Here is a 19,765-nt window from a genome sequence, read left to right on the forward strand (position 1 = left end):
GCGCCCGGCTCACGGCCGGGCGCCCGCGCGTCTCGGCGGCCCGTCAGCGACGGGCCGGCACCTTGCGCCGGCGCACCAGCACCAGGTCGTCCCGGTGCACCAGCTCGCGGTCGTACCCCGGACCGAGGTCGGCGCGCAGGTCGGACGTCGTCCGGCCGAGCAGGCCGGGCACCTCGTCGGACGCGTAGGCCACCAGCCCGCGGGCGACGACCACCCCGTCCGGCCCCACGAGCTCGACGGGGTCGCCGGCCTCGAAGGTGCCCTCGGACCCTGTGACGCCGGCGGGCAGCAGCGACGTCCGCCGGTCGACCACCGCCCGCACGGCTCCCTCGTCGAGCACGAGCCGTCCATGGGCCTTCGCGGCGTGGGCGAGCCAGAGCAGCCGGATCGACGTGCGCTGCCCCGTGACCGCGAACCACGTGCCGACGTCCTCGCCGGCGAGCGCCGCCGCGGCCTGGGCCGCCGAGGTCAGCACGACCGGCACCCCGGAGTGCGTGGCGATCGCGACGGACTCCAGCTTGGTGACCATCCCTCCCGTCCCGACGGCGCTCCCCCGCGACGACACGTCGACGCCGTCGAGGTCACGCGGCCCGTCCACGAGTTCGACCCGCCGGGAACCCGGTCGGGCGGGGGGGCCGGTGTAGAGGGCGTCCACGTCGGTGAGCAGCACGAGCGCGTCGGCGTGCACGAGGTGCGAGACGAGGGCGGCGAGGCGGTCGTTGTCGCCGAACCGGATCTCGTCCGTCGCGACCGCGTCGTTCTCGTTGATGATCGGCACCACGCCGAGGTCGAGCAGGCGGGTCAGGGCCCGGTGCGCGTTGCGGTAGTGGCCGCGTCGGACGGTGTCCTCCGCGGTCAGCAGCACCTGGCCCACGCGCAGGTCGTGGTCCGCGAACGCCCTCGTGTAGTGCGCGACGAGGAGGCCCTGGCCGACCGACGCCGCCGCCTGCTGCGTCGCGAGGTCGCGAGGACGCGTCGCCAGGCCCAGCGGGCCGATGGCGGCGGCGATGGCGCCCGACGAGACCAGCACCACCTGGCCCCCGGCGGCGCGACGCGCGGCGAGCACGTCGACCAGCGCGCGGAGCCGGTCGGGGTCGAGCCGACCGTCGGGGCTCGTGAGCGACGACGAGCCGACCTTCACCACGACGCGGGCGGCCTCGGCCAGCTGCTCACGCGAGTGCAGGGCGGCGGCGGTCACGACGAGCATTCTGCCCCGCCCCCGGCCCAGGTCTCGGGACCATCCGTTGCGCGGACGCGCCGTGGGAAGCGCGGCGGGGGCGCTGCGCCGGTCGTCGGACCGGCGCAGCGTCGGTGGTCAGTCCCGCTCGGGGTCCGTCCAGACGCCCGACTCTCGCTCGGTCCAGAGCTCGTCCCGAGCCGCGGCCTTCGCGTCCATGCGCTCCTTGTACTCCTGGCGCTTCTCGCCACGGCTCGGACGGCGGTCCTGGTTCTCCAGGCGGACGTCGGTGCCGCGAGGGCCACCGAGGAGCTCGGAGCCGGTGATGAGCGTCGGCTCCCAGTCGAAGACGACCGCATTGTGGTCGGGCCCGATCCGGACCTCGTCACCCGCGACCGCACCCGTGGTGAACAGCCGCTCCTCGACGCCCAGGCGCGCGAGCCGGTCGGCGAGGTAGCCGACGGCCTCGTCGTTGGAGAAGTCGGTCTGACGCACCCAGCGCTCCGGCTTCTCACCGCGCACGGAGAAGTACACCTGGCCGCCCGACTCCCGCTTCGTCACGGTGAACCCGGCGTCGTCGACGGCCTTGGGCCTCAGGACCACGCGCGTGTTCTCGGGCTGCGGCGCGTCCCGGCGGGCCTGGTCGATGACCTCCGCGAGCGCGAACGTCAGCGGGCGCAGACCTTCGTGGCTGGCGGTCGAGACCTCGAAGACGCGCAGCCCACGTGCCTCGAGCTCAGGCCGGACGAGCTCGGCGAGGTCACGCGCCTCGGGCACGTCGATCTTGTTGAGCACGACGATCCGCGGCCGCTCGGTCAGCGGCGTGCGTCCGCCCTCGATGCCGATGTCGCCGGCGTACTGGGCCAGCTCGGCCTCGATGACGTCGAGGTCGGAGAGGGGGTCGCGGTCCGGCTCCAGAGTGGCGCAGTCGAGCACGTGCACGAGCACCGCGCACCGCTCGACGTGCCGGAGGAACTCCAGCCCCAGCCCACGCCCCTCGGACGCCCCGGGAATGAGGCCCGGCACGTCGGCCACCGTGTACCGGGAGGACCCGGCCTGCACCACGCCGAGGTTCGGCACGAGGGTCGTGAACGGGTAGTCCGCGATTTTCGGGCGAGCCGCGGAGATGGCCGCGACGAGGCTCGACTTGCCCGCGGACGGGTAGCCCACGAGCGCCGCGTCGGCGATGGTCTTGAGCTCGAGCACCACGTCGTGGGACTCGCCCGGCTCGCCGAGCAGGGCGAACCCGGGCGCCTTGCGCCGCGGCGACGCCAGGGCCGCGTTGCCGAGCCCGCCCCGGCCACCTTGCGCCACGACGTACTCGGCACCGAGGCCCACGAGGTCGGCGAGGATCGTGCCGTCCGGAGACTTGACGACCGTGCCGTCGGGCACTCCCAGGATCAGGTCGCCGCCCGTGGAGCCCTGCCGGTGGTCGCCCATGCCCATGGTGCCCGAGGGCGCGTGCCGGTGCGGCAGGTGGTGGAAGTCGAGCAGCGTCGTGACCTGCGGGTCGACCCGGATGATCACCGACCCCCCGTTGCCCCCGTTGCCGCCGTCGGGCCCGGCCAGCGGCTTGAACTTCTCGCGGTGGATGGACGCGCACCCGTGCCCACCGTCACCGCCGGTCGCGTGCAGCACGACCCGGTCGACGAACGTCGCCACGGCATACCCTCCTGATCTCGGCCGATCGCCTCGGGCGATCGTCACACGACGAAGGGGCGCACCGCACCGGTGCGCCCCTTCGTCGACTGCTGGTCTGTGGTCGTCAGCCCTCGGCGACGACGATGTCGATGACCTTGCGGCCACGACGGGTGCCGAACGTGACGGCACCGGCGGTCAGCGCGAACAGGGTGTCGTCCCCGCCACGGCCGACGTTGTTGCCGGGGTGGAAGTGGGTGCCGCGCTGGCGGACGATGATCTCGCCGGCCTTGACGACCTGGCCACCGAAGCGCTTGACGCCCAGGCGCTGGGCGTTCGAGTCGCGGCCGTTGCGCGAGGAGCTCGCGCCCTTCTTGTGTGCCATGACGAACCTGCTCTCTTGCTGTACGTGGGGTGCAACCGCGGGTGGCCCGCGGAGCGAGATCAGTTGATGCCGGTGACCTTGAGGCGGGTCAGCCTCTGGCGGTGACCCTGGCGCTTGCGGTAGCCGGTCTTGTTCTTGTACTTGAGGATGTCGATCTTCGGGCCCTTCTCGTCCCGGACGACCTCCGCCGTCACCTTCACCTTGGCCAGAGCCGCGGCGTCGGTGGTGACCTTCTCACCGTCGACGAGGAGCAGGGCCGAGAGCTCGACGGTCGAGCCGGCCTGCGCGGCGAGGCGGTCGACGACGACGACGTCGCCCACCGCGACCTTCTCCTGGCGGCCGCCAGCCTTCACGATCGCGTACACCACGTTGCTGCTCATCTCTGCTCGTCGAACTTCTCAGGTCGAAATCTCGTCTGGTGCCCGCCCGCACCCGCGCACATCCCGCTGCAGCCGGATCTCGCCGGGTCCTGCGGGAGTTCGCGTCGGCACCGATAACGGCGGCACGCACGACCAGCGCGCACACGACGCGCCGACGTTCTAGGGTACGGACCCCACGCCGCAGGGTCAAACCTGGCGACCGGCCCCGGTGCGACGTGACGCAATGCACGTCGCACCGGGTACCGGCCGTCAGTGCTGCTGCTCGGCCGGACCCTGGACGCCGTCGTCGGGATCTTCGGTCTCGTCGTCCGTGGGCGCCTCGAAGACGTCGGCCGGGACGGCCGTCAGCTCGAGCTCCTCGACCGGCCCCTCGGGCTCGGCCGGCGCCTGCAAGCCGGCGGGCTCAGCCGGCGCCTGCAAGCCGGCGAACTCGGCGAACACGTCCAGCCGTGGGGCGGGCGCGGCGCCCACCTCGACGGCATCGACCTTGGCGACATCCCGGGCCGGCGGGGTGTCGGCGCCGACGGCGACCGGCGCCGAGTGCTGCTCGTGCTCGTGCGCGTGCGCCGCCGCCGCCGCGATCGTCGCGAGCGTCGCCTTGACCGCTTCACGCGCCTCCGGGAGGACCGGGACCGCGTGCGGCACGAGTCCGACCGGCTCCTTGGCACCGCCGCGCTTGCGACGTGAACGCTTCGCCTCGCCGTCCAGCACGGGTGCAGCCTGCTGCACGGCTCCCGCCTCGGGGCGCTGGTTCTTCTCGATGGGCTCCTCGTGCACGATGAAGCCGCGCCCGTGGCAGTGCTCGCACGTCTCGCTGAACGCCTCGACGAGCCCCTGGCCCACGCGCTTGCGCGTCATCTGGACGAGACCCAGCGACGTCACCTCGGCGACCTGGTGCTTGGTCCGGTCACGCCCCAGGCACTCGACGAGCCGACGGAGCACGAGGTCACGGTTCGACTCGAGCACCATGTCGATGAAGTCGATGACGATGATCCCGCCGATGTCCCGCAGCCGGAGCTGACGGACGATCTCCTCGGCGGCCTCGAGGTTGTTCCGGGTGACGGTCTCCTCGAGCGTGCCGCCCGAGCCGGTGAACTTGCCGGTGTTGACGTCGACCACCGTCATGGCCTCGGTGCGGTCGATGACCAGCGAGCCACCCGACGGCAGCCAGACCTTGCGGTCCATGCCCTTGGCGAGCTGCTCGTCGATGCGGTGCACGGAGAACACGTCCGTGTCCGCGGTCCACTTCGAGACCTTCTGCGCGAGGTCCGGCGCGAGCTCGTCGATGTACGACGAGATCGTCGACCAGGCGTCCTGCCCCTGGACCACCAGCGAGCTGAAGTCGTCGTTGAAGATGTCGCGGACCACGCGGATCGCCATGTCCGGCTCACCCTGCAGCAGGGCGGGCGACGACGCGGTCTTCGACTTCTTCTCGATCGCCTCCCACTGGCCCTGCAGGCGGGCGATGTCGGCGCGCAGCTCGTCCTCGCTCGCCCCCTCGGCGGCGGTCCGCACGATGACGCCCGCCGACTCCGGGACCACCTCGCGCAGGATCCTCTTGAGGCGGTTGCGCTCGGTGTCGGGCAGCTTGCGGCTGATGCCGGTCATGCCTCCGCCCGGCACGTACACGAGGTACCGCCCGGCGAGGGTGACCTGGGAGGTCAGACGCGCGCCCTTGTGGCCGATCGGGTCCTTGGTGACCTGGACGAGCACGGAGTCACCCGACTTGAGCGCCTGCTCGATGCGCCTCGGCTGACCACCGTCGAGCCCGGCCGCGTCCCAGTTGACCTCACCGGCGTAGAGCACCGCGTTGCGGCCCTTGCCGACGTCGACGAAGGCGGCCTCCATGCTCGGCAGCACGTTCTGCACGCGGCCGAGGTAGACGTTGCCGACCATCGACGACTGCGCCTGGTTCGACACGTAGTGCTCGACGAGGACGCCGTCCTCGAGGACCGCGATCTGCATCCGGCCGTGCTTCTCGCGGACCACCATCGACCGCTCGACCGACTCACGACGGGCCAGGAACTCGGCCTCGCTGATGATCTGACGGCGGCGGCCCGCGTCGCGGCCCTCACGGCGGCGCTGACGCTTCGCCTCGAGACGCGTCGAGCCGCGCAGGGCCGTGACCTCGTCGCTCGCCGCACGCGTGCTGCGGGGGCGGTCGCCGACGCTCTCACCGGGCTCGGAGCGCGTTCCCCGGCGGCGGCGGCGACGGCGGCGGCTCGAGCCCGCACCCTCGCCCGTCTCGCCCTCGGAGTCGCCCTCGGCATCCTCGGCGTCGGACTCCTCGTCGGCGTCCTCGTCGGGCTCCTCGGGCTCGCCGGAGCCGTCGCCGCCCTGGTCCGCGCGGGTCCGGCGGCCGCGGCCGCCACGACGTCGCCGACGCCGGGGCGCACCGCCGAGCCCTTCGGTCACCTCGTCGGCCTCGTCGGCCTCCTCGACCTCGTCGACCTCGTCGGTCGCCGCGGCATCCTCGACGTCGACCTCGACGATCTCCTCGAGAAGCGACGGCTCGACGACGGCCTCGTCCTCCACGGTCGCCTCGACGTCCGACGGAGCACCCTCCGCGCCGCGGCCCCGCCGGCCGCGCCGACGCGTGGGGCGCACCGTGGTCGGCGCGACGTCGTCCTGCTCCTGCGGCTGCTCGGTCGCCGCATCGCGGCGCGCCTGCTCGGCGGCCTCCCGCTCCGCGGCCTCCTGCTCCTCGCGCTCGATGCGGCGAGCCTCCTCGGAGATCTCCTCCGGGGAACCGGCGCTCGCCTGGGCGCGGCGGCGGCGCGGACGGGCCGCGGACGGGTCCGGTGCCTGGAACAGCAGGGCGGTGGTGGCCAGACGCGGCATCCCGGTGCCGGAAGGCGCATCGGTGGTCGTCGACGATCCTGCCGTCGGCGTGGCGGTCGGCGCCGTCGCGGCCGGCGCCGTCGCGGCCGGCGCCGTGGCGGCGAAGGCAGCGCGGACGTCGAGCGTCGCTGCCGATCCCGCCGGCTGCGCCGTCTCGACCTCGGCCTCGGCGGGCACGGCAAGAGGCTGCTCGACGGGCGCGGTCACGGGCTCCGGCGGTGCGGCAGCGCGGGAGCCGGCGCGGCGGCGACGGGGAGCCTTCGTCGGCTCGGCGGGCTCGGCCGGCTGTGCCGCCCCCACCTGCTGTGCCGCCTGGGCCGGCTCGACGTGCGGTGCGGGCGCGGCCGGCTCGACGTTCGGGGCCGCGGCGCCCGCCCGGGCGCGGCCACGGCCACGGCCACCCGCTCGGGCTCCTGTCACGGCGTCCGCCTCGGCTGCCGCACCGGCGGCGGCAGGGGCAGCGGCAGGGGCAGCGACAGCGGCGGAAGGCTCGTCGGACGCAGGCTCGGTCACGACGGTGCGGGTGACGCGCCGTGACCGGCGAGCGCGGGGCGCCTCGGGGGCGTCCTGCGGCGCGATCGCCGTCGCCGGCGCTGCGTCGACGACGGGCTCGCGAACCGGAGCGGCCGGCTGCACGACGGCCTGCTCGGCGACGGGCTCGGCCGCGACGGGTGCGGTGGCGGGGGCAGCGGCACTGCGCGAGGCCCGGCGGCGCCGCACGGGTGCCGGAGCAGCGTCACCCCCGGCCGTCGTGGTTGCTGCAGCGGTCTCGGGGGTGTTCTCGTCGGTCACGCGGAGTGCTCCTGGGTACCGGGAAGCCCCGCCCACACGCGGTGGTCCCCGGTCGGTCGGTCGTCACGCACGCCCTCGGCGTGGCGACGGAAGTCGTCGGTCGTGGCTGCTGCACCGGGGCCGGCGCCATCGCCTGCCGGGTCCGATCCGCTCCGGGTTCTGGGGAACCCTGCGGGACGACCGGGCGGCGGGCTGGCGCGCACGACGCGCTGGTGCTGCGAGCTCAAGGGTCTCCGGGGCGGTGTGGGCGCCCCGATGGCCGCAGCCAGTATCGCACAGGGCCCTTCCAACGCGAGCGAGGCACGTTCTCCGGCGTGCCGCCCCCGCTGGTTCCCGGGCATGGCGACCGACGCCCCCGGATGCGGACGACCTGTCAGTACCCGGGACCTTGGTCCCGGGAGCACACTGGTCTCGGTCCTAGCGTTCCCCCAGGCCGCGACCGACCACGCCGGTCGTAGAAGGTCGCTCGACCTCACCCGAACCGCTCGCACGACCCACGGGAGAAACACGTGGACGCCCTCGCACTGGCCCGCTGGCAGTTCGGCATCACGACCGTCTACCACTTCATCTTCGTGCCGCTGACGATCGGGCTCGCCCCGCTGGTGGCGATCATGCAGACCGCGTGGGTGCGAACCGGCAACGAGCGGTGGCTGCGGCTGACGAAGTTCTTCGGGAAGCTCTTGCTGATCAACTTCGCGATCGGCGTGGCCACGGGGATCGTGCAGGAGTTCCAGTTCGGGATGGCATGGTCGGAGTACTCGCGCTTCGTCGGCGACGTGTTCGGCGCACCGCTCGCCATGGAGGCGCTCGCCGCGTTCTTCGTGGAGTCGACGTTCCTGGGCCTGTGGATCTTCGGCTGGGACAAGCTGCCGAAGCGGATCCATCTCGCCTGCATCTGGGCGGTCGCGATCGCGACGAACCTGTCGGCGTTCTTCATCCTCGCGGCCAACTCGTGGATGCAGCACCCCGTCGGGACGATCCTGAACGCGGCGCGCGGCCGTGCCGAGATGGTGGACATCGGCGCTGTGCTGGCCAACCCCACGCTCTGGGCTGCCTTCCCGCACACCATCGCTGCGGCGTTCCTCACCGCGGGCACCTTCGTCGCCGCCATCGCGTCCTGGTGGATGGTCAGGCTGGCCCGTCGCGGCGAGGCGGACAAGGCTCGCGACGTCTACCGCCCGGCGGTCGTGCTCGGCGTCGTCGTGATGCTCGCGTCGGGGGTCGCCGTCGCGCTCTCGGGCGACCAGCAGGCGAAGCTGATGTTCGACCAGCAGCCGATGAAGATGTCAGCCGCCGAGGCCCTGTGCGAGACGACCGACGGCGGCGCGCCGTTCTCCATCCTCGCCGTCGGTGACCTGTCCGACTCGTGCGAGGGCGTCACCCACCTCATCCAGATCCCCGGCCTCACGTCGTTCCTGGCGACGGGTGACTTCGACGCCCCGCTGCCGGGCGTCCAGGACCTCCAGCAGCAGTACGAGGAGAAGTACGGGTTCACCGACACGGACGGCGAGCCGATCTCCTACCAGCCCAACCTCGCGGTGACGTACTGGTCGTTCCGGCTGATGATCGGGTTCGGCGCCGGCTCCGCCGCGCTGGCCCTCGTCGCCCTGTGGGTCACCCGCCAGGGCCGGGTCAGCGACAACGTGTGGGTCTCGCGGCTGGCCCTGGTCGCCCTGGCGACGCCGTTCCTCGCGTCGTCGTTCGGGTGGATCTTCACCGAGATGGGCCGTCAGCCCTGGGTGGTCGCGCCCAACCCGAACCCGTCGGGCGTCGACGGCGTGTGGCTGCTGACCGCCCGGGGGGTGTCGACGGTCGCGGGCCCGGGCACGATCCTGACGTCGCTCGTCGCGTTCACGGCCCTCTACGCCGCGCTCGCCGTCGTCTGGTACCGCCTCATGCACCGGTACACCGTGGAGGGCGTCGCGGACACCGAGAAGGACCCGAGCCCCGACAACCCCGCCAACCGGCCGGACCCGGACGACCCCGCGTCGGCCGACCGCCCCCTCTCCTTCGCGTACTGAGAACGGAGCCGACGACCATGGAGCTCACGACCGTCTGGTTCGTGCTCATCGCCGTGCTGTGGACCGGCTACCTCGTGCTCGAGGGGTTCGACTTCGGGGTCGGGATGCTGCTCGGCGTCTTCGGGCGCGGACCGGACCGCGACAGGCACCGCCGGGTCATGATCAACACCATCGGACCCGTGTGGGACGGCAACGAGGTGTGGCTGCTGACCGCCGGGGGTGCGACGTTCGCGGCGTTCCCCGAGTGGTACGCGACGATGTTCTCCGGCTTCTACCTACCCCTGCTGCTCATCCTCCTGGCCCTCATCGTCCGGGTCGTGTCGTTCGAGTGGCGCGGCAAGATCAACGACGAGCGGTGGCGCGGCTGGGCGGACCGCGGGCTCGTCGTGGGCTCGTGGGTGCCTGCGGTGCTGTGGGGCGTCGCGTTCGGGAACCTCGTGCGCGGCGTGGACCTCGACGCGTCCCACCAGTACGTCGGCGGCTTCTGGGCGCTGCTCAACCCGTTCGCGCTGCTCGGAGGTGCGACCACGGCCCTCCTGTTCCTCACGCACGGTGCAGTGTTCCTCGCGCTCAAGTCCGCGGGCGAGGTCCGCGAGAAGGCCGGGGTGTTCGCGGCGCGCTGGTCGGTCGTCACGCTGGCCGTCGCGGGCATCTGGGCCGTCTGGGCTCAGATCGCCTACTCGGTGGCGTGGACCTGGGCGGCCGTCGTGGTCGCCGCGGGCGCGCTCGTGGTCCTCGTGGCCGCCGCCCGGGTGCGACGCGAGGCGCTCGCCTTCGGCGCGTCGGCCGTGGCGATCGTCGCAGCCGTGGTGCTGATCTTCGGCTCGATGTGGCCCGACGTGATGCCCGCGACCGACCCCGCGAACTCGCTCACCGTGACGAACGCGTCCTCGACGCACTACACGCTCACCGTGATGACGTGGGTCGCCGTGATCCTCACCCCGCTGGTGCTGCTCTACCAGGGGTGGACGTACTGGGTGTTCCGCAAGCGCATCTCGGCCGAGCACATCCCCGAGAGCGTCGGCCTGACGTTCACGCGATCGGGCTCCGACGCGCGATGAGGCCCCCGCGGAAGGGCCTGGCCGCATGAGGCCGCTCGACCCGCGCCTGCTCCGGTACGCCCGCTCGGCGCGGGGGTACGTCGGCCTCACGGCCGCGCTCGGGATCCTCACCGCCGCGCTCGTCGTCGCGCAGGCGCTGCTGCTCGCCGGCGCGCTGGGGCGGGCCGTGCAGGACGCGGCGACGATCGACGCCCTGGCGCCGCTCGTCGCATGGCTCGCGGTCGTGGTGCTGGCGCGGGCCCTCGTCACGTCCGCGCAGGAGCGCTGGGCGCACCGCTCGGCGACCAGGGCGGTCGGCGAGCTCCGGGAGGCCGTCATCGCCCGGACGGTCGCGCTCGGGTCCCGCCGGCTGGCGGCGACCGGAGGCGCGGCCACCGTCACGCTGGCCACCCGCGGTCTGGACTCGCTGGAGCCGTACTTCGTGCGCTACCTGCCACAGCTGGTCCTCGCGGCGACCGTCACCCCGGGGACGCTGCTCGTGGTGCTGGGGCTCGACTGGGTCTCGGCAGCGATCCTGCTCGCGACCCTGCCGCTCGTCCCGCTGTTCATGGTGCTCGTCGGCCGCCTCACCGCGGGGCGCTCGGAGGCGGGCCTCGCCACCATGCAGCGGCTCGGCGCCCAGGTGCTCGACCTGCTCGCCGGGCTGCCGACCCTTCGCGCGTTCGGCCGCGAGCGCGGCCCGGCCGCCCGGGTGCACGCCCTCGGCGACGCGCACCGGCGCGCCACGATGGGCACGCTGCGGGTCGCGTTCCTGTCCGGGATGGTGCTGGAGCTGCTCACCACGCTGGCCGTCGCGCTCGTCGCCGTCGCCATCGGGCTGCGGCTCGTCGACGGTGAGCTCGACCTCGTGACAGGGCTGGCGGTCCTGGTGCTCGCGCCGGAGGTGTTCTGGCCGCTGCGGCAGGTGGGCGCACAGTTCCACGCGGCCGCCGACGGGGTCGCTGCCGCCGAGCAGGCGTTCGCGGTGCTCGACGAGACCGCCCCGGCCGCCGGCACCGCACCCGCCCCGGATCTCGCGACCACGACGCTGCACCTGCGGTCGGTCGGGGTCCGCACGGGCGGAGGGCTCGCCCCGTCGGGGCTCGACCTCACGCTGGAGCCCGGGTCCGTCGTCGCGCTCGTCGGTCCGAGCGGCGCGGGCAAGTCCACCGCGGTCGAGCTGCTGCTCGGCCTGCTCCGACCCGACGAGGGCTGCGTGGTGCTCGACGCCCCCGGTGCGCCGTCGACCGGGCTCGACGAGATCGACCTGCCCTCGTTCTGGCGGCAGGTCACGTGGCTGCCCCAGCGGCCGGTCCTCGAGCCGGGGACGATCGACTCGGTGGTCGGCGCACGGAGCGACGCGGCTCGAGACGCGGCGGCGGCCCTCACCGGGCTCGACGCGGTCGTGGCGGGCGCCCCCGACGGTTGGGGCACGGTGCTGGGCCGGGCGGGCACGGGCCTGAGCCTCGGACAGCGCCAGCGGGTCGCCCTCACGCGCGCCCTGCTCACCGACGCGCCCCTGGTGGTCCTCGACGAGCCGACCGCACACCTGGACGACGCCGGCGAGCAGGTGGTCCTCGCCGCCGTGCGCCGGCTGCGCGACGAGGGCCGCACCGTCCTGCTCGTCGCGCACCGCGCGTCCCTGGCGGCGTGCGCCGACACGGTCGTGACCGTGCGCTCGAGCGAAGGGGTGCCCGTGTGACCACGACCGGTGCACCCCGGCCCGACATGCCCGCGCCCGACGGGTCCGGCTCCACGATCCCCCGCGGCACCCTGCTGCGGGCGGTGAGGCTGCTCGACGTCGACCGGCGGCGCGTCGCCCTGGCCGTCCTGCTCGGGTCGCTCGCGCTCGGGTGCGCGATCGCGCTGGCCGGCACCGCGGCATGGCTCATCGCCCGCGCCTCGCAGATGCCGCCCGTGATGTACCTCACCGTGGCGACCGTCGCGGTGCGGGCGTTCGGCATCGGGCGCGGCGTGCTGCGGTACTGCGAGCGCCTCGTGTCGCACGACCTCGCGCTGCGCGGGATGACGACGCTGCGCACCACGCTCTACGAGCGGCTGGCCGCCGGCCGCCCGGACGCGCTGCTCCGGCTCCGTCACGGCGACCTGCTGGCGCGCGTCGGCGCCGACGTGGATGCCGTCGGGGACGTGGTGGTCCGCGGTCTGCTGCCCGCGGGGGTGGCCGCCGTGCTCGGCGTCGGCACCGTGGCGGCGATGTGCGCCTTCTGGGTTCCCGCCGGGCTGGCGCTGGGCGGGTGCCTTCTCCTCGCAGGCGTGGCGGGCCCGGCGCTCGCCGCCCGCGGCGCCCGCACCTCGGAGCGGCGTGCCCTGCAGGCGCGCGCGGACATGACGGCCACCGCGCTCGCGCTCCTGGACGACGCGGGACCCCTCGCCGTCGCCGGGCACGCCGATGCCGAGCTCGCCGCCCTGAGGGACGCCGACGCGCGGATCGCCGCCGCGGCGGACGCGGGAGCGCGGCCTGCGGCGCTGGCCGCCGGGCTCGGACAGCTCGCCGTCGGGCTCGCCGTGGTCGCCGCGCTCGTCACCGGCGTGCCGGCGGTCGGGCGGGGACTGCTGTCACCCGTCGAGCTCGCCGTCGTGGTGCTCACCCCGCTCGCCGCGTTCGAGGCGACCGGGATGCTGCCCGCGGCCGCGCTCCAGGTGCAGCGGTCGCGTGCGGCTGCCGCACGGGTCGTCGCGCTGCTCGATGCCGCGGGCACCCCTGTCCCGGCGGAGCCACGTCGACCCGCCGCGGCTGCCGGGCTCGTCGTCCGGGGCCTGTCGTGCGGATGGCCCGGCCGCGGCGCCGTCGTCGCAGGACTCGACCTCGACCTGCGACCCGGCCGGGCCGTCGCCCTCGTCGGGCCGAGCGGCGCCGGCAAGACGACGACCCTCCTGACGCTCGCCGGTCTGCTGCCCGCCGTCTCGGGCACGGTGCGGGTGGAGGGCGGCGGGTCACCGTCGGCCGACGTCGTGGTCGCCGCTCTCGAGGACGGCCACGTGTTCGGCACGACCGTCCTCGAGAACCTCCGGGTGGCCCGCGGGGACGTCACGCCGGCCGAGGCCCTCGCCGTGCTGGACCGTGTCGGGCTCGGAGGGTGGCTGGCGGGCCTCCCCGACGGCCTCGGCACGCTGGTCGGCCCCGACGCGAGGACCGTCTCCGGAGGGGAGCGCCGCCGCCTGCTGCTGGCGCGTGCCCTGCTCGCGCCGGCCCCGGTGCTGCTCGTCGACGAGCCCGCCGAGCACCTGGACCCCGTCACCGCGGACGCCGTCGTCGGCCGGCTCTTCGACACCGCACGCACCGACGGGCGCACCGTCCTCGTCGTGACCCACCGGCTCTCCGCACTCGGCGCCGCCGACGAGGTGGTCGTGCTCGAGGACGGGCGGGTCGCCGCACGCGGCACTCACCAGGGCCTGGTCGCACGCAACCCGCGTTACCGTGAGGCCGTCGAGCGCGAGGCGGCCACCGGGCCGGACCCGCTCGTCCCGCGCGAGAGGGGTACGGGTGCGCGACGCGCCGACGCCGGACAGCAGGCAGATCGGGACCCCGTTCGCGGAGGGCGTCCTGTCTGAGGTGGAGCCCGAGCCGGCCCGGCGGTCCGCCGTCGGGGTCACCGAGCTGCTCGACGCCATCCTCGCGGTGGCGAGCGAGCTCGACCTCCCCGCGGTGCTCGACAGGTTCGTCCAGGTCAGCGCGCGCCTCACCGGTGCGCGGTACGGGGCGATCAACGTCCTGGACGCGCACGGCACGTCCACGACCTTCGTGTACACGGGCGTCCCGAACGCCGTCGCACGGATGCTCGCGACCGCGCCGCACGCCCACGGCGTCCTCGGCCGGATCCCTCCGGAGGGGGTGCTCCGGCTCGACGACCTCACGCAGCACCCCGCCTTCGGCGGCTTCCCCCCCGGCCACCCGCCGATGGGGTCGTTCCTCGGCGCGTCGGTCCGCGTCGGGCGGCACGTGTACGGCCAGCTCTACCTGTCGGAGAAGGCGGGCAGCTTCACCGACGAGGACGAGCAGCTCGTCGTCGCGCTGGCCGCTGCCGCAGGCGTGGCCGTCGCGAACGCCCAGCTCTACGCCGAGGCGGCGCAACGGGAGCACTGGCTGCGCGCCGGGCAGGACGTCACGACCATGCTCCTGGAGGGCGTGGACGAGGAGGAGGCACTCGAGCACGTCGCCGCCACCGCCCGGGAGGTGGCTCGCGCGGACACGGCGGCGCTCGCGCTGCCGGGCCTCGGCGGCACGTTGCTCATCGAGCTCGCGGTCGGTCACCTCGCGCCCGACCTGGTCGGCACGATGATGCCTGCGGGCGGTCGCGCGGAGAAGGTGATGCTGGAGAACAAGGGCATGATCGCCCTCCGCGCCGTCCGAGTCGATCCGGACGGTCGTCCCGGAGCTCGCCGCCTTCGGGTCCGCGATGTTCGCGCCGCTGCAGACGTCGGGCCGTGGCGTCGGCGTGCTGCTGCTGCTCCGGCTGGCCGGACGGCCGGTGTTCGAGGAGCGGGACCTCGCGACCGCGGAGTCGTTCGCCGCCCAGGCGGCCCTCGCGTACGTGCTCGCCGAGGCCCGGCACGCCCAGGACGTCGCCGCGCTGCTCGACGAGCGCGAGCGGATCGCCCGGGACCTGCACGACCTGGCGATCCAGCAGCTGTTCGCCACCGGCATGCAGCTCGAGACCGTCCGCCGGCGCGCCGCCCGCGGCGTCGACCCGAGCGAGCTGCTGAGCATCGTCGACGAGGCGCTCGACAACGTCGACGGCTCCGTCCGGCAGATCCGCGAGATCGTCTTCAGGCTCCGCGACCCCGACGCCGCGACCGGCCTGGTCGAGAGGCTGCGGCGCGAGGCGTCCCTGGCCCGGACCGGCCTGGGGTTCGCGCCGTCGGTCGTGCTCACGCTCGACGGCAGCCCGCTGGCCGACGACGAGCTCGACGAGGACCGCATGGACGACCGCCTGGGTGCGGCGCTGACCGACGACGTCGTCGCCGTCGTGCGGGAAGGCCTGGCCAACGCCGCCCGGCACGCCCACGCGAGCTCGGTGACGGTGCGGGTCGCGGTGCGCGGCTCGGGGGCGGACGGCTCCGTGTGCGTCGAGGTCGAGGACGACGGCGTCGGCATGCCCGCGACCCGGGACCGGGCGTCGGGCACCGGCAACCTCGCGTCGCGGGCCCGGCAGCACAACGGCACCTTCGTGCTCGGCCCGTCCGAGGTCGGTACCGGCACCCACCTGCGGTGGACCGCGCCGCTGGCCTGACCCGCTCCGTCTGTCGCGGCCCGCCGCTGGTCCCGTCGCCGTCAGTGTCCGGGGTCGCCCCGCCAGCTGCTGTGCTTGCGGGACGCCACCCACGCCGCCACCTGCGTGCGGCGCTGCAGCCCCATCTTCGCGAGCAGCGACGTGATGTGGTTCTTCACGGTCTTCTCGGCGACCCCGAGGCGCTCCGCGATCTCCCGGTTCGACAAGCCCTCGCCGATGAGGTCGAGCACGCGCAGCTCGCTCGGCGTGAGGTTCTCCGTCGGGTCCTCGTGGCCTGCCCGACGACGGGTCACCGTGCGGTCGTCGAGGAGCGTGCGGCCTGCGGCGACGGCACGCACGACATCGGTGATCTCCGCCCCGCGGACCGTCTTCAGCAGGTACGCCGCAGCACCCACGTCGAGGGCGGCGGCCAGCGCGTCGTCGTCGTCGAACGACGTCAGGACGATCGCCCTGACGTCCGGCAGCGCCTCGCGGACCGCTCGGATCAGGTCGATCCCCGTGCCGTCCGGCAGCTGCAGGTCCGCGAGCAGGACCTCCGGCCGGACCAGCCCGGCACGACGTACGCCGTCCGCGACCGAACCGGCCTCCGCCACGACGGTCATCCCGTCGGCTCGCTCGATGACCTCGGCGATCCCTCGGCGCACGACCTCGTGGTCGTCGACGATCATCACGGTGATCGGGCCGTTCTTCGCGGACGACGTGGGCGCTGGCACGTTCGCATCGTATCCGCGGCCGCGCCCCGTGCTGTTCAGCGCGCGGGCAGCCGGACCGGGCGGCTCGTGGCATCGTGCGGGTGTGACGCTCGTGCTCCTGCCCACTACGCTCGACGAGGCCTCCGCCCTCCCCGACGGGGTCCGGACGCTCCGCTACCGGGTCGACGACCTTCTCCCCGACGAGGCCCTCGACGCGGAGGTGCTCGTGGCATGGGGCAACGGGCCGGGCAACCTCCGTGACGCCGCGACGCGCCTCCCGCGCCTGCGGTGGGTGCAGAGCCTCGCCGCCGGCCCCGACAGCGTGCTCGGCGCCGGGTTCGCACCCGAGGTGCTGGTCACGTCGGGTCGCGGCCTGCACGACGGCCCCGTCGCCGAGCACGCGCTCGCGCTCGTGCTCGCGTGCGCCCGGCGCCTGCCCGATCTGGTGCGCGCGCAGCAGGCGCACCGGTGGGCCGGTGAGCTCGGAGGCGTGCAGCACGTGCGGCGCGACGAGTTCCGCTCCCTCTCGGGAGCCCGCGTGCTGGTCTGGGGCTTCGGCTCCATCGCGGCTCGGCTCGCGCCCCTGCTCGTCGCCCTGGGGGCACAGGTGACCGGTGTCGCCACCCGCTCCGGCGAGCGGCACGGGCACCCGGTCGTGGCGGCTCAGGACGTCGGCTCGGTGCTGCCCGCGACGGATCTGCTCATCAGCCTGCTCCCCGCGACGGCCGACACCCACCATGCCGTCGACGCACGCGTCCTGGCGGCGCTCCCGGCGCACGCCTGGGTGGTGAACGTGGGCCGCGGGCCCACCCTCGACGAGGGCGCGCTGCTCGACGCCGTCCGGGAAGGGCGCCTCGCGGGTGCGGCGCTGGACGTGTTCGAGACCGAGCCGCTCCCCGCCGACTCGCCGCTGTGGGACGAGCCCCGGATCCTCGTCAGCCCGCACGCGGCGGGCGGCCGCCCCCTGGGCGCCGCTGCGCTCCTCGCCGAGAACCTCGCGGCGTACCTGGAGGGGCGCCCGCTACGGAACGTGGTGCCGCGCTGACCGTCGGCCCACGGCTCACCAGCGGCCCCGGCGGGGACGCGGCTGGCACACCGGGCACGTGTACGAGGACCGGTTCATGAACTGGTCCCGCCGGACCGGCGCGCCGCACCGGGGGCAGGGTCGGCCCTCCTGGCCGTAGACCGCGAGCGAGCGGTCGAAGTACCCGGACGCGCCGTTCACGTTCACGTACAGGGCGTCGAAGCTCGTTCCACCCTGCTGCAGTGCCTCGGCCATGACCTCCTGCGCCCCGTCGAGAGCCCGCTCCGCCTCCGCACGGCGCAGCGTCTCGGTGGGTCGCGCGTAGTGCAGTCGGGCACGCCACAGACCCTCGTCGGCGTAGATGTTGCCGACGCCGGAGACGAGTGTCTGGTCGAGCAGCGCGCGCTTGATCCCGGTCCGCCGGGCGCGCAGGGCGGAGACGACGGCGGCTCTGTCCAGGGCCGGGTCGAGGAGGTCCCGCGCGATGTGCGCCACCGGGGCGGGGACCACGGGGACGTCGGCACCCCGACCGCCGGGGAGGCCGTCGCTGGTCGGCACGAGGTCGGTGACCGAGAGGTGGCCGAACGTGCGCTGGTCCACGAAGTCGAGCGCCGACCCGTCGTCGAGCGCCATCCGGACCCGCAGGTGCTGGTGGTCGACGAGCCCGTCCGGGCCCTGCCGGACCAGGAGCTGCCCGCTCATGCCGAGGTGCGCGAGCAGCGCGTCGTCACCCTCGTCGAGCAGCAGCCACACGAACTTGCCGCGCCGGACCGCCGCGTCGAAGCGCCGGCCGAGGAGCCGCCCGGCGAAGTCGAGCGGCCCTTCGACGTGGCGCCGGACGCTGTACTCCCGGTGGACGTCCACGCGGGTGACGCGGCGCCCCAGCACGTGGCGGGCGAGGCCGTCGCGGACGGTCTCCACCTCGGGCAGCTCAGGCATCGCTCAGAGTGCGGCAGAGGCAGCGTCGTCCGCAGCGGCAGCGTCGTCGGCAGCGGCGGCCCGGGCGTGCTGCGCCTCGAGCGCGCGGTACGCGTCGGCGGCGGCCTTCTGCTCGGCGAGCTTCTTCGCGGGGCCCGTGCCCGTCCCGCGCGCCTCACCGGCGATCACTGCGTGCGCCGTGAACGTCCGGGCGTGGTCGGGCCCCTCGCCGACGACCTCGTAGCCGGGCGCCCCGAGGCCCAGGGCAGCCGAGAGCTCCTGCAGCGACGTCTTCCAGTCCAGCCCCGCACCGAGGTCCGCCGCGGCCGTCAGGGTGGGCCCGACGAGGCGGCTGACGACACCGCGCGCCGGCTCGAGCCCGTGGCACAGGTAGACGGCGCCGAACAGGGCCTCGAGCGTGTCGGACAGGATCGAGTCCTTGTCCCGGCCCCCGGTGCTGAGCTCGCCCTTGCCGAGGAGCACGTACTCGCCGAGGTCGAGCGCGCGGGCCACCTCCGCGAGGGCTCGCTGCGACACCGTGGCGGCTCGCATCTTCGCGAGGTCGCCCTCCGGCAGGTCGGGATGCGTCCGGTACAGCGACTCGGTGACGACCAGCCCCAGCACGGTGTCGCCGAGGAACTCCAGGCGCTCGTTGGTGGGGATGCCGCCGGCCTCGTGCGCGAAGGACCGGTGGGTCAGGGCGAGCACGAGAAGCTCGGGGTCCAGGTGGACCCCGAGCTTCTCGACGAGCTGTTCCGCGGCAGCACTCATGCCGGCGTTCCGGTGGATGGGTGCGTCACGGTGTCCGAGGTGGTGCTCAGGCCTCGTGCTCGGTGCGCACGGCCTCGGCGTAGCGACGACCGTTGTAGGTGCCGCACGACGGGCAGGCCGTGTGCGGCATCTTGTCGGCCTTGCACTGCGGGCACGAGTGGAGCGTCGTGGCAGTGGTCTTCCACTGCGACCGACGCGCACGGGTGTTGCTGCGCGACATCTTGCGCTTCGGAACCGCCACGGCTAGCTCTCTTTCGTCTCGTCGACCAGGCTCGCAAGACCGCCCAGAGCGGCCCAGCGAGGGTCAAGCGTCTCATGCGAATGGTCAGGGTCGTCCGCCAGGCGTGCTCCGCACTCGGAGCACAGACCCGGGCAGTCAGGGCTGCACAGCGGCTGGAACGGCAGAGCCGGCACCACCGCGTCCCGCAGCGCGGGCTCGAGGTCGATCAGGTCGCCCTCCAGCTCGCGCACGTCCTCCTCGTCGTCGCCGTCCTCCGCTGCGACGGCCGCGCGCTCAGGGTAGACGTACAGCTCCGTGAGCGTGACGTCGACGTTCTCGACGACCTCGCCCAGGCAGCGCACGCACTCCCCGATCGCCCGGCCCCGGACGGATCCGGAGACCAGGACCCCCTCCATGACCGCCTCGAGCCGCAGATCCAGCTCGACGTCGGTCCCTGGGGGGACGCCGATCACGTCGGTACCGAGATCCTCGGGGGCGCCCACCGTCAGCTGCACGGTCCGCGTCGATCCCGGACGTCGACCGAGCTCGTGGGTGTCGAGCACGAACGGCGAACGGGGATCGAGGTGAACAGGGCGATGCACGGCCGGTCCCCT

16 protein-coding genes and 1 pseudogene are annotated in these 19,765 nt (G+C 74.2%); 7 read left to right on the plus strand and 10 right to left on the minus strand.

The window, feature by feature from the left end; translation table 11 throughout:
- Positions 1-43: 43 nt before the first annotated feature.
- From proB to ACVW07_RS04370, 5 genes are all read right to left on the minus strand, one after another.
- Positions 44-1,207 (minus strand): glutamate 5-kinase, encoded by a 1,164-nt coding sequence (gene proB / locus ACVW07_RS04350; RefSeq protein ID WP_456818051.1) that lies wholly within the window; start codon positions 1,205-1,207, stop codon positions 44-46.
- A gap of 108 nt (positions 1,208-1,315) precedes the next feature.
- On the minus strand, positions 1,316-2,839 hold the full coding sequence (obgE, locus tag ACVW07_RS04355; RefSeq protein ID WP_456818052.1) for a GTPase ObgE: 1,524 nt from the start codon (positions 2,837-2,839) through the stop codon (positions 1,316-1,318).
- Positions 2,840-2,942: 103 nt separating this feature from the next.
- The gene (gene rpmA / locus ACVW07_RS04360; RefSeq protein WP_456818053.1) at positions 2,943-3,200 is read right to left on the minus strand and encodes a 50S ribosomal protein L27; all 258 of its coding nucleotides are present in this window, start codon (positions 3,198-3,200) and stop codon (positions 2,943-2,945) included.
- 59 nt (positions 3,201-3,259) lie between these two features.
- The gene (gene rplU, locus ACVW07_RS04365) at positions 3,260-3,568 is read right to left on the minus strand and encodes a 50S ribosomal protein L21 (protein WP_456821025.1); all 309 of its coding nucleotides are present in this window, start codon (positions 3,566-3,568) and stop codon (positions 3,260-3,262) included.
- Between the two features lie 261 nt (positions 3,569-3,829).
- Positions 3,830-7,213 carry an Rne/Rng family ribonuclease gene (locus tag ACVW07_RS04370; RefSeq protein ID WP_456818054.1) on the minus strand — a complete coding sequence of 1,128 codons (3,384 nt, stop codon included), beginning with the start codon at positions 7,211-7,213 and terminating at the stop codon, positions 3,830-3,832.
- A 509-nt stretch (positions 7,214-7,722) separates the two neighbouring features.
- Between ACVW07_RS04370 and ACVW07_RS04375 the strand changes: the two genes are divergently transcribed.
- The 6 genes and pseudogenes from ACVW07_RS04375 to ACVW07_RS04400 all read left to right on the plus strand — a co-directional run bounded on the left by ACVW07_RS04375 (position 7,723) and on the right by ACVW07_RS04400 (position 15,526).
- Entirely contained in the window at positions 7,723-9,234 is a 1,512-nt protein-coding gene (locus ACVW07_RS04375; protein ID WP_456818055.1) for a cytochrome ubiquinol oxidase subunit I, read from the plus strand.
- 17 nt (positions 9,235-9,251) lie between these two features.
- Entirely contained in the window at positions 9,252-10,295 is a 1,044-nt protein-coding gene (gene cydB, locus ACVW07_RS04380) for a cytochrome d ubiquinol oxidase subunit II (RefSeq protein ID WP_456818056.1), read from the plus strand.
- A gap of 25 nt (positions 10,296-10,320) precedes the next feature.
- On the plus strand, positions 10,321-11,976 hold the full coding sequence (gene cydD, locus ACVW07_RS04385) for a thiol reductant ABC exporter subunit CydD (RefSeq protein ID WP_456818057.1): 1,656 nt from the start codon (positions 10,321-10,323) through the stop codon (positions 11,974-11,976).
- Complete coding sequence (cydC, locus tag ACVW07_RS04390) at positions 11,973-13,847, plus strand: thiol reductant ABC exporter subunit CydC (protein ID WP_456818058.1); 1,875 nt, start codon at positions 11,973-11,975, stop codon at positions 13,845-13,847. The genes cydD and cydC overlap by 4 nt, the downstream gene beginning before the upstream one ends.
- Before the next feature lie 94 nt (positions 13,848-13,941).
- Positions 13,942-14,274 (plus strand): annotated as a pseudogene (locus ACVW07_RS04395) (GAF domain-containing protein); the annotation flags it as partial.
- A 418-nt stretch (positions 14,275-14,692) separates the two neighbouring features.
- Positions 14,693-15,526: a sensor histidine kinase gene (locus ACVW07_RS04400; protein ID WP_456818059.1), complete on the plus strand. Its 834-nt coding sequence runs from the start codon at positions 14,693-14,695 to the stop codon at positions 15,524-15,526.
- 41 nt (positions 15,527-15,567) lie between these two features.
- Here the strand turns inward: ACVW07_RS04400 and ACVW07_RS04405 are convergent, their stop codons facing one another.
- Positions 15,568-16,194, minus strand: coding sequence for a response regulator (locus ACVW07_RS04405; protein ID WP_456821026.1), 627 nt, complete (start codon positions 16,192-16,194; stop codon positions 15,568-15,570).
- Positions 16,195-16,321: 127 nt separating this feature from the next.
- Between ACVW07_RS04405 and ACVW07_RS04410 the strand changes: the two genes are divergently transcribed.
- The gene (locus ACVW07_RS04410) at positions 16,322-17,263 is read left to right on the plus strand and encodes an NAD(P)-dependent oxidoreductase (RefSeq protein ID WP_456818060.1); all 942 of its coding nucleotides are present in this window, start codon (positions 16,322-16,324) and stop codon (positions 17,261-17,263) included.
- A 15-nt stretch (positions 17,264-17,278) separates the two neighbouring features.
- Here the strand turns inward: ACVW07_RS04410 and mutM are convergent, their stop codons facing one another.
- The 4 genes from mutM to ACVW07_RS04430 are packed head-to-tail and all read right to left on the minus strand — an operon-like array spanning position 17,279 to position 19,753.
- Positions 17,279-18,181, minus strand: a complete 903-nt coding sequence (mutM, locus tag ACVW07_RS04415; protein ID WP_456818061.1) for a bifunctional DNA-formamidopyrimidine glycosylase/DNA-(apurinic or apyrimidinic site) lyase — start codon at positions 18,179-18,181, stop codon at positions 17,279-17,281.
- 3 nt (positions 18,182-18,184) lie between these two features.
- Positions 18,185-18,931, minus strand: a complete 747-nt coding sequence (gene rnc / locus ACVW07_RS04420; protein ID WP_456818062.1) for a ribonuclease III — start codon at positions 18,929-18,931, stop codon at positions 18,185-18,187.
- Positions 18,932-18,977: 46 nt separating this feature from the next.
- Entirely contained in the window at positions 18,978-19,172 is a 195-nt protein-coding gene (gene rpmF, locus ACVW07_RS04425; RefSeq protein ID WP_456818063.1) for a 50S ribosomal protein L32, read from the minus strand.
- 2 nt (positions 19,173-19,174) lie between these two features.
- Positions 19,175-19,753, minus strand: a complete 579-nt coding sequence (locus ACVW07_RS04430) for a YceD family protein (RefSeq protein WP_456818064.1) — start codon at positions 19,751-19,753, stop codon at positions 19,175-19,177.
- Between the last annotated feature and the right edge of the window lie 12 nt (positions 19,754-19,765).

The sequence above is a fragment of the Cellulomonas sp. URHB0016 genome, assembly GCF_054057935.1.

Bases quoted from the DNA above. Each gene is read 5' to 3' on its own strand.
- mutM (WP_456818061.1), bottom strand. From the start codon at position 18,181: ATGCCTGAGCTGCCCGAGGTGGAGACCGTCCGCGACGGCCTCGCCCGC.
- ACVW07_RS04400 (WP_456818059.1), top strand. From the start codon at position 14,693: ATGTTCGCGCCGCTGCAGACGTCGGGCCGTGGCGTCGGCGTGCTGCTG.
- rnc (WP_456818062.1), bottom strand. From the start codon at position 18,931: ATGAGTGCTGCCGCGGAACAGCTCGTCGAGAAGCTCGGGGTCCACCTG.
- cydB (WP_456818056.1), top strand. From the start codon at position 9,252: ATGGAGCTCACGACCGTCTGGTTCGTGCTCATCGCCGTGCTGTGGACC.
- cydD (WP_456818057.1), top strand. From the start codon at position 10,321: ATGAGGCCGCTCGACCCGCGCCTGCTCCGGTACGCCCGCTCGGCGCGG.
- rpmA (WP_456818053.1), bottom strand. From the start codon at position 3,200: ATGGCACACAAGAAGGGCGCGAGCTCCTCGCGCAACGGCCGCGACTCG.
- ACVW07_RS04405 (WP_456821026.1), bottom strand. From the start codon at position 16,194: ATGATCGTCGACGACCACGAGGTCGTGCGCCGAGGGATCGCCGAGGTC.
- proB (WP_456818051.1), bottom strand. From the start codon at position 1,207: ATGCTCGTCGTGACCGCCGCCGCCCTGCACTCGCGTGAGCAGCTGGCC.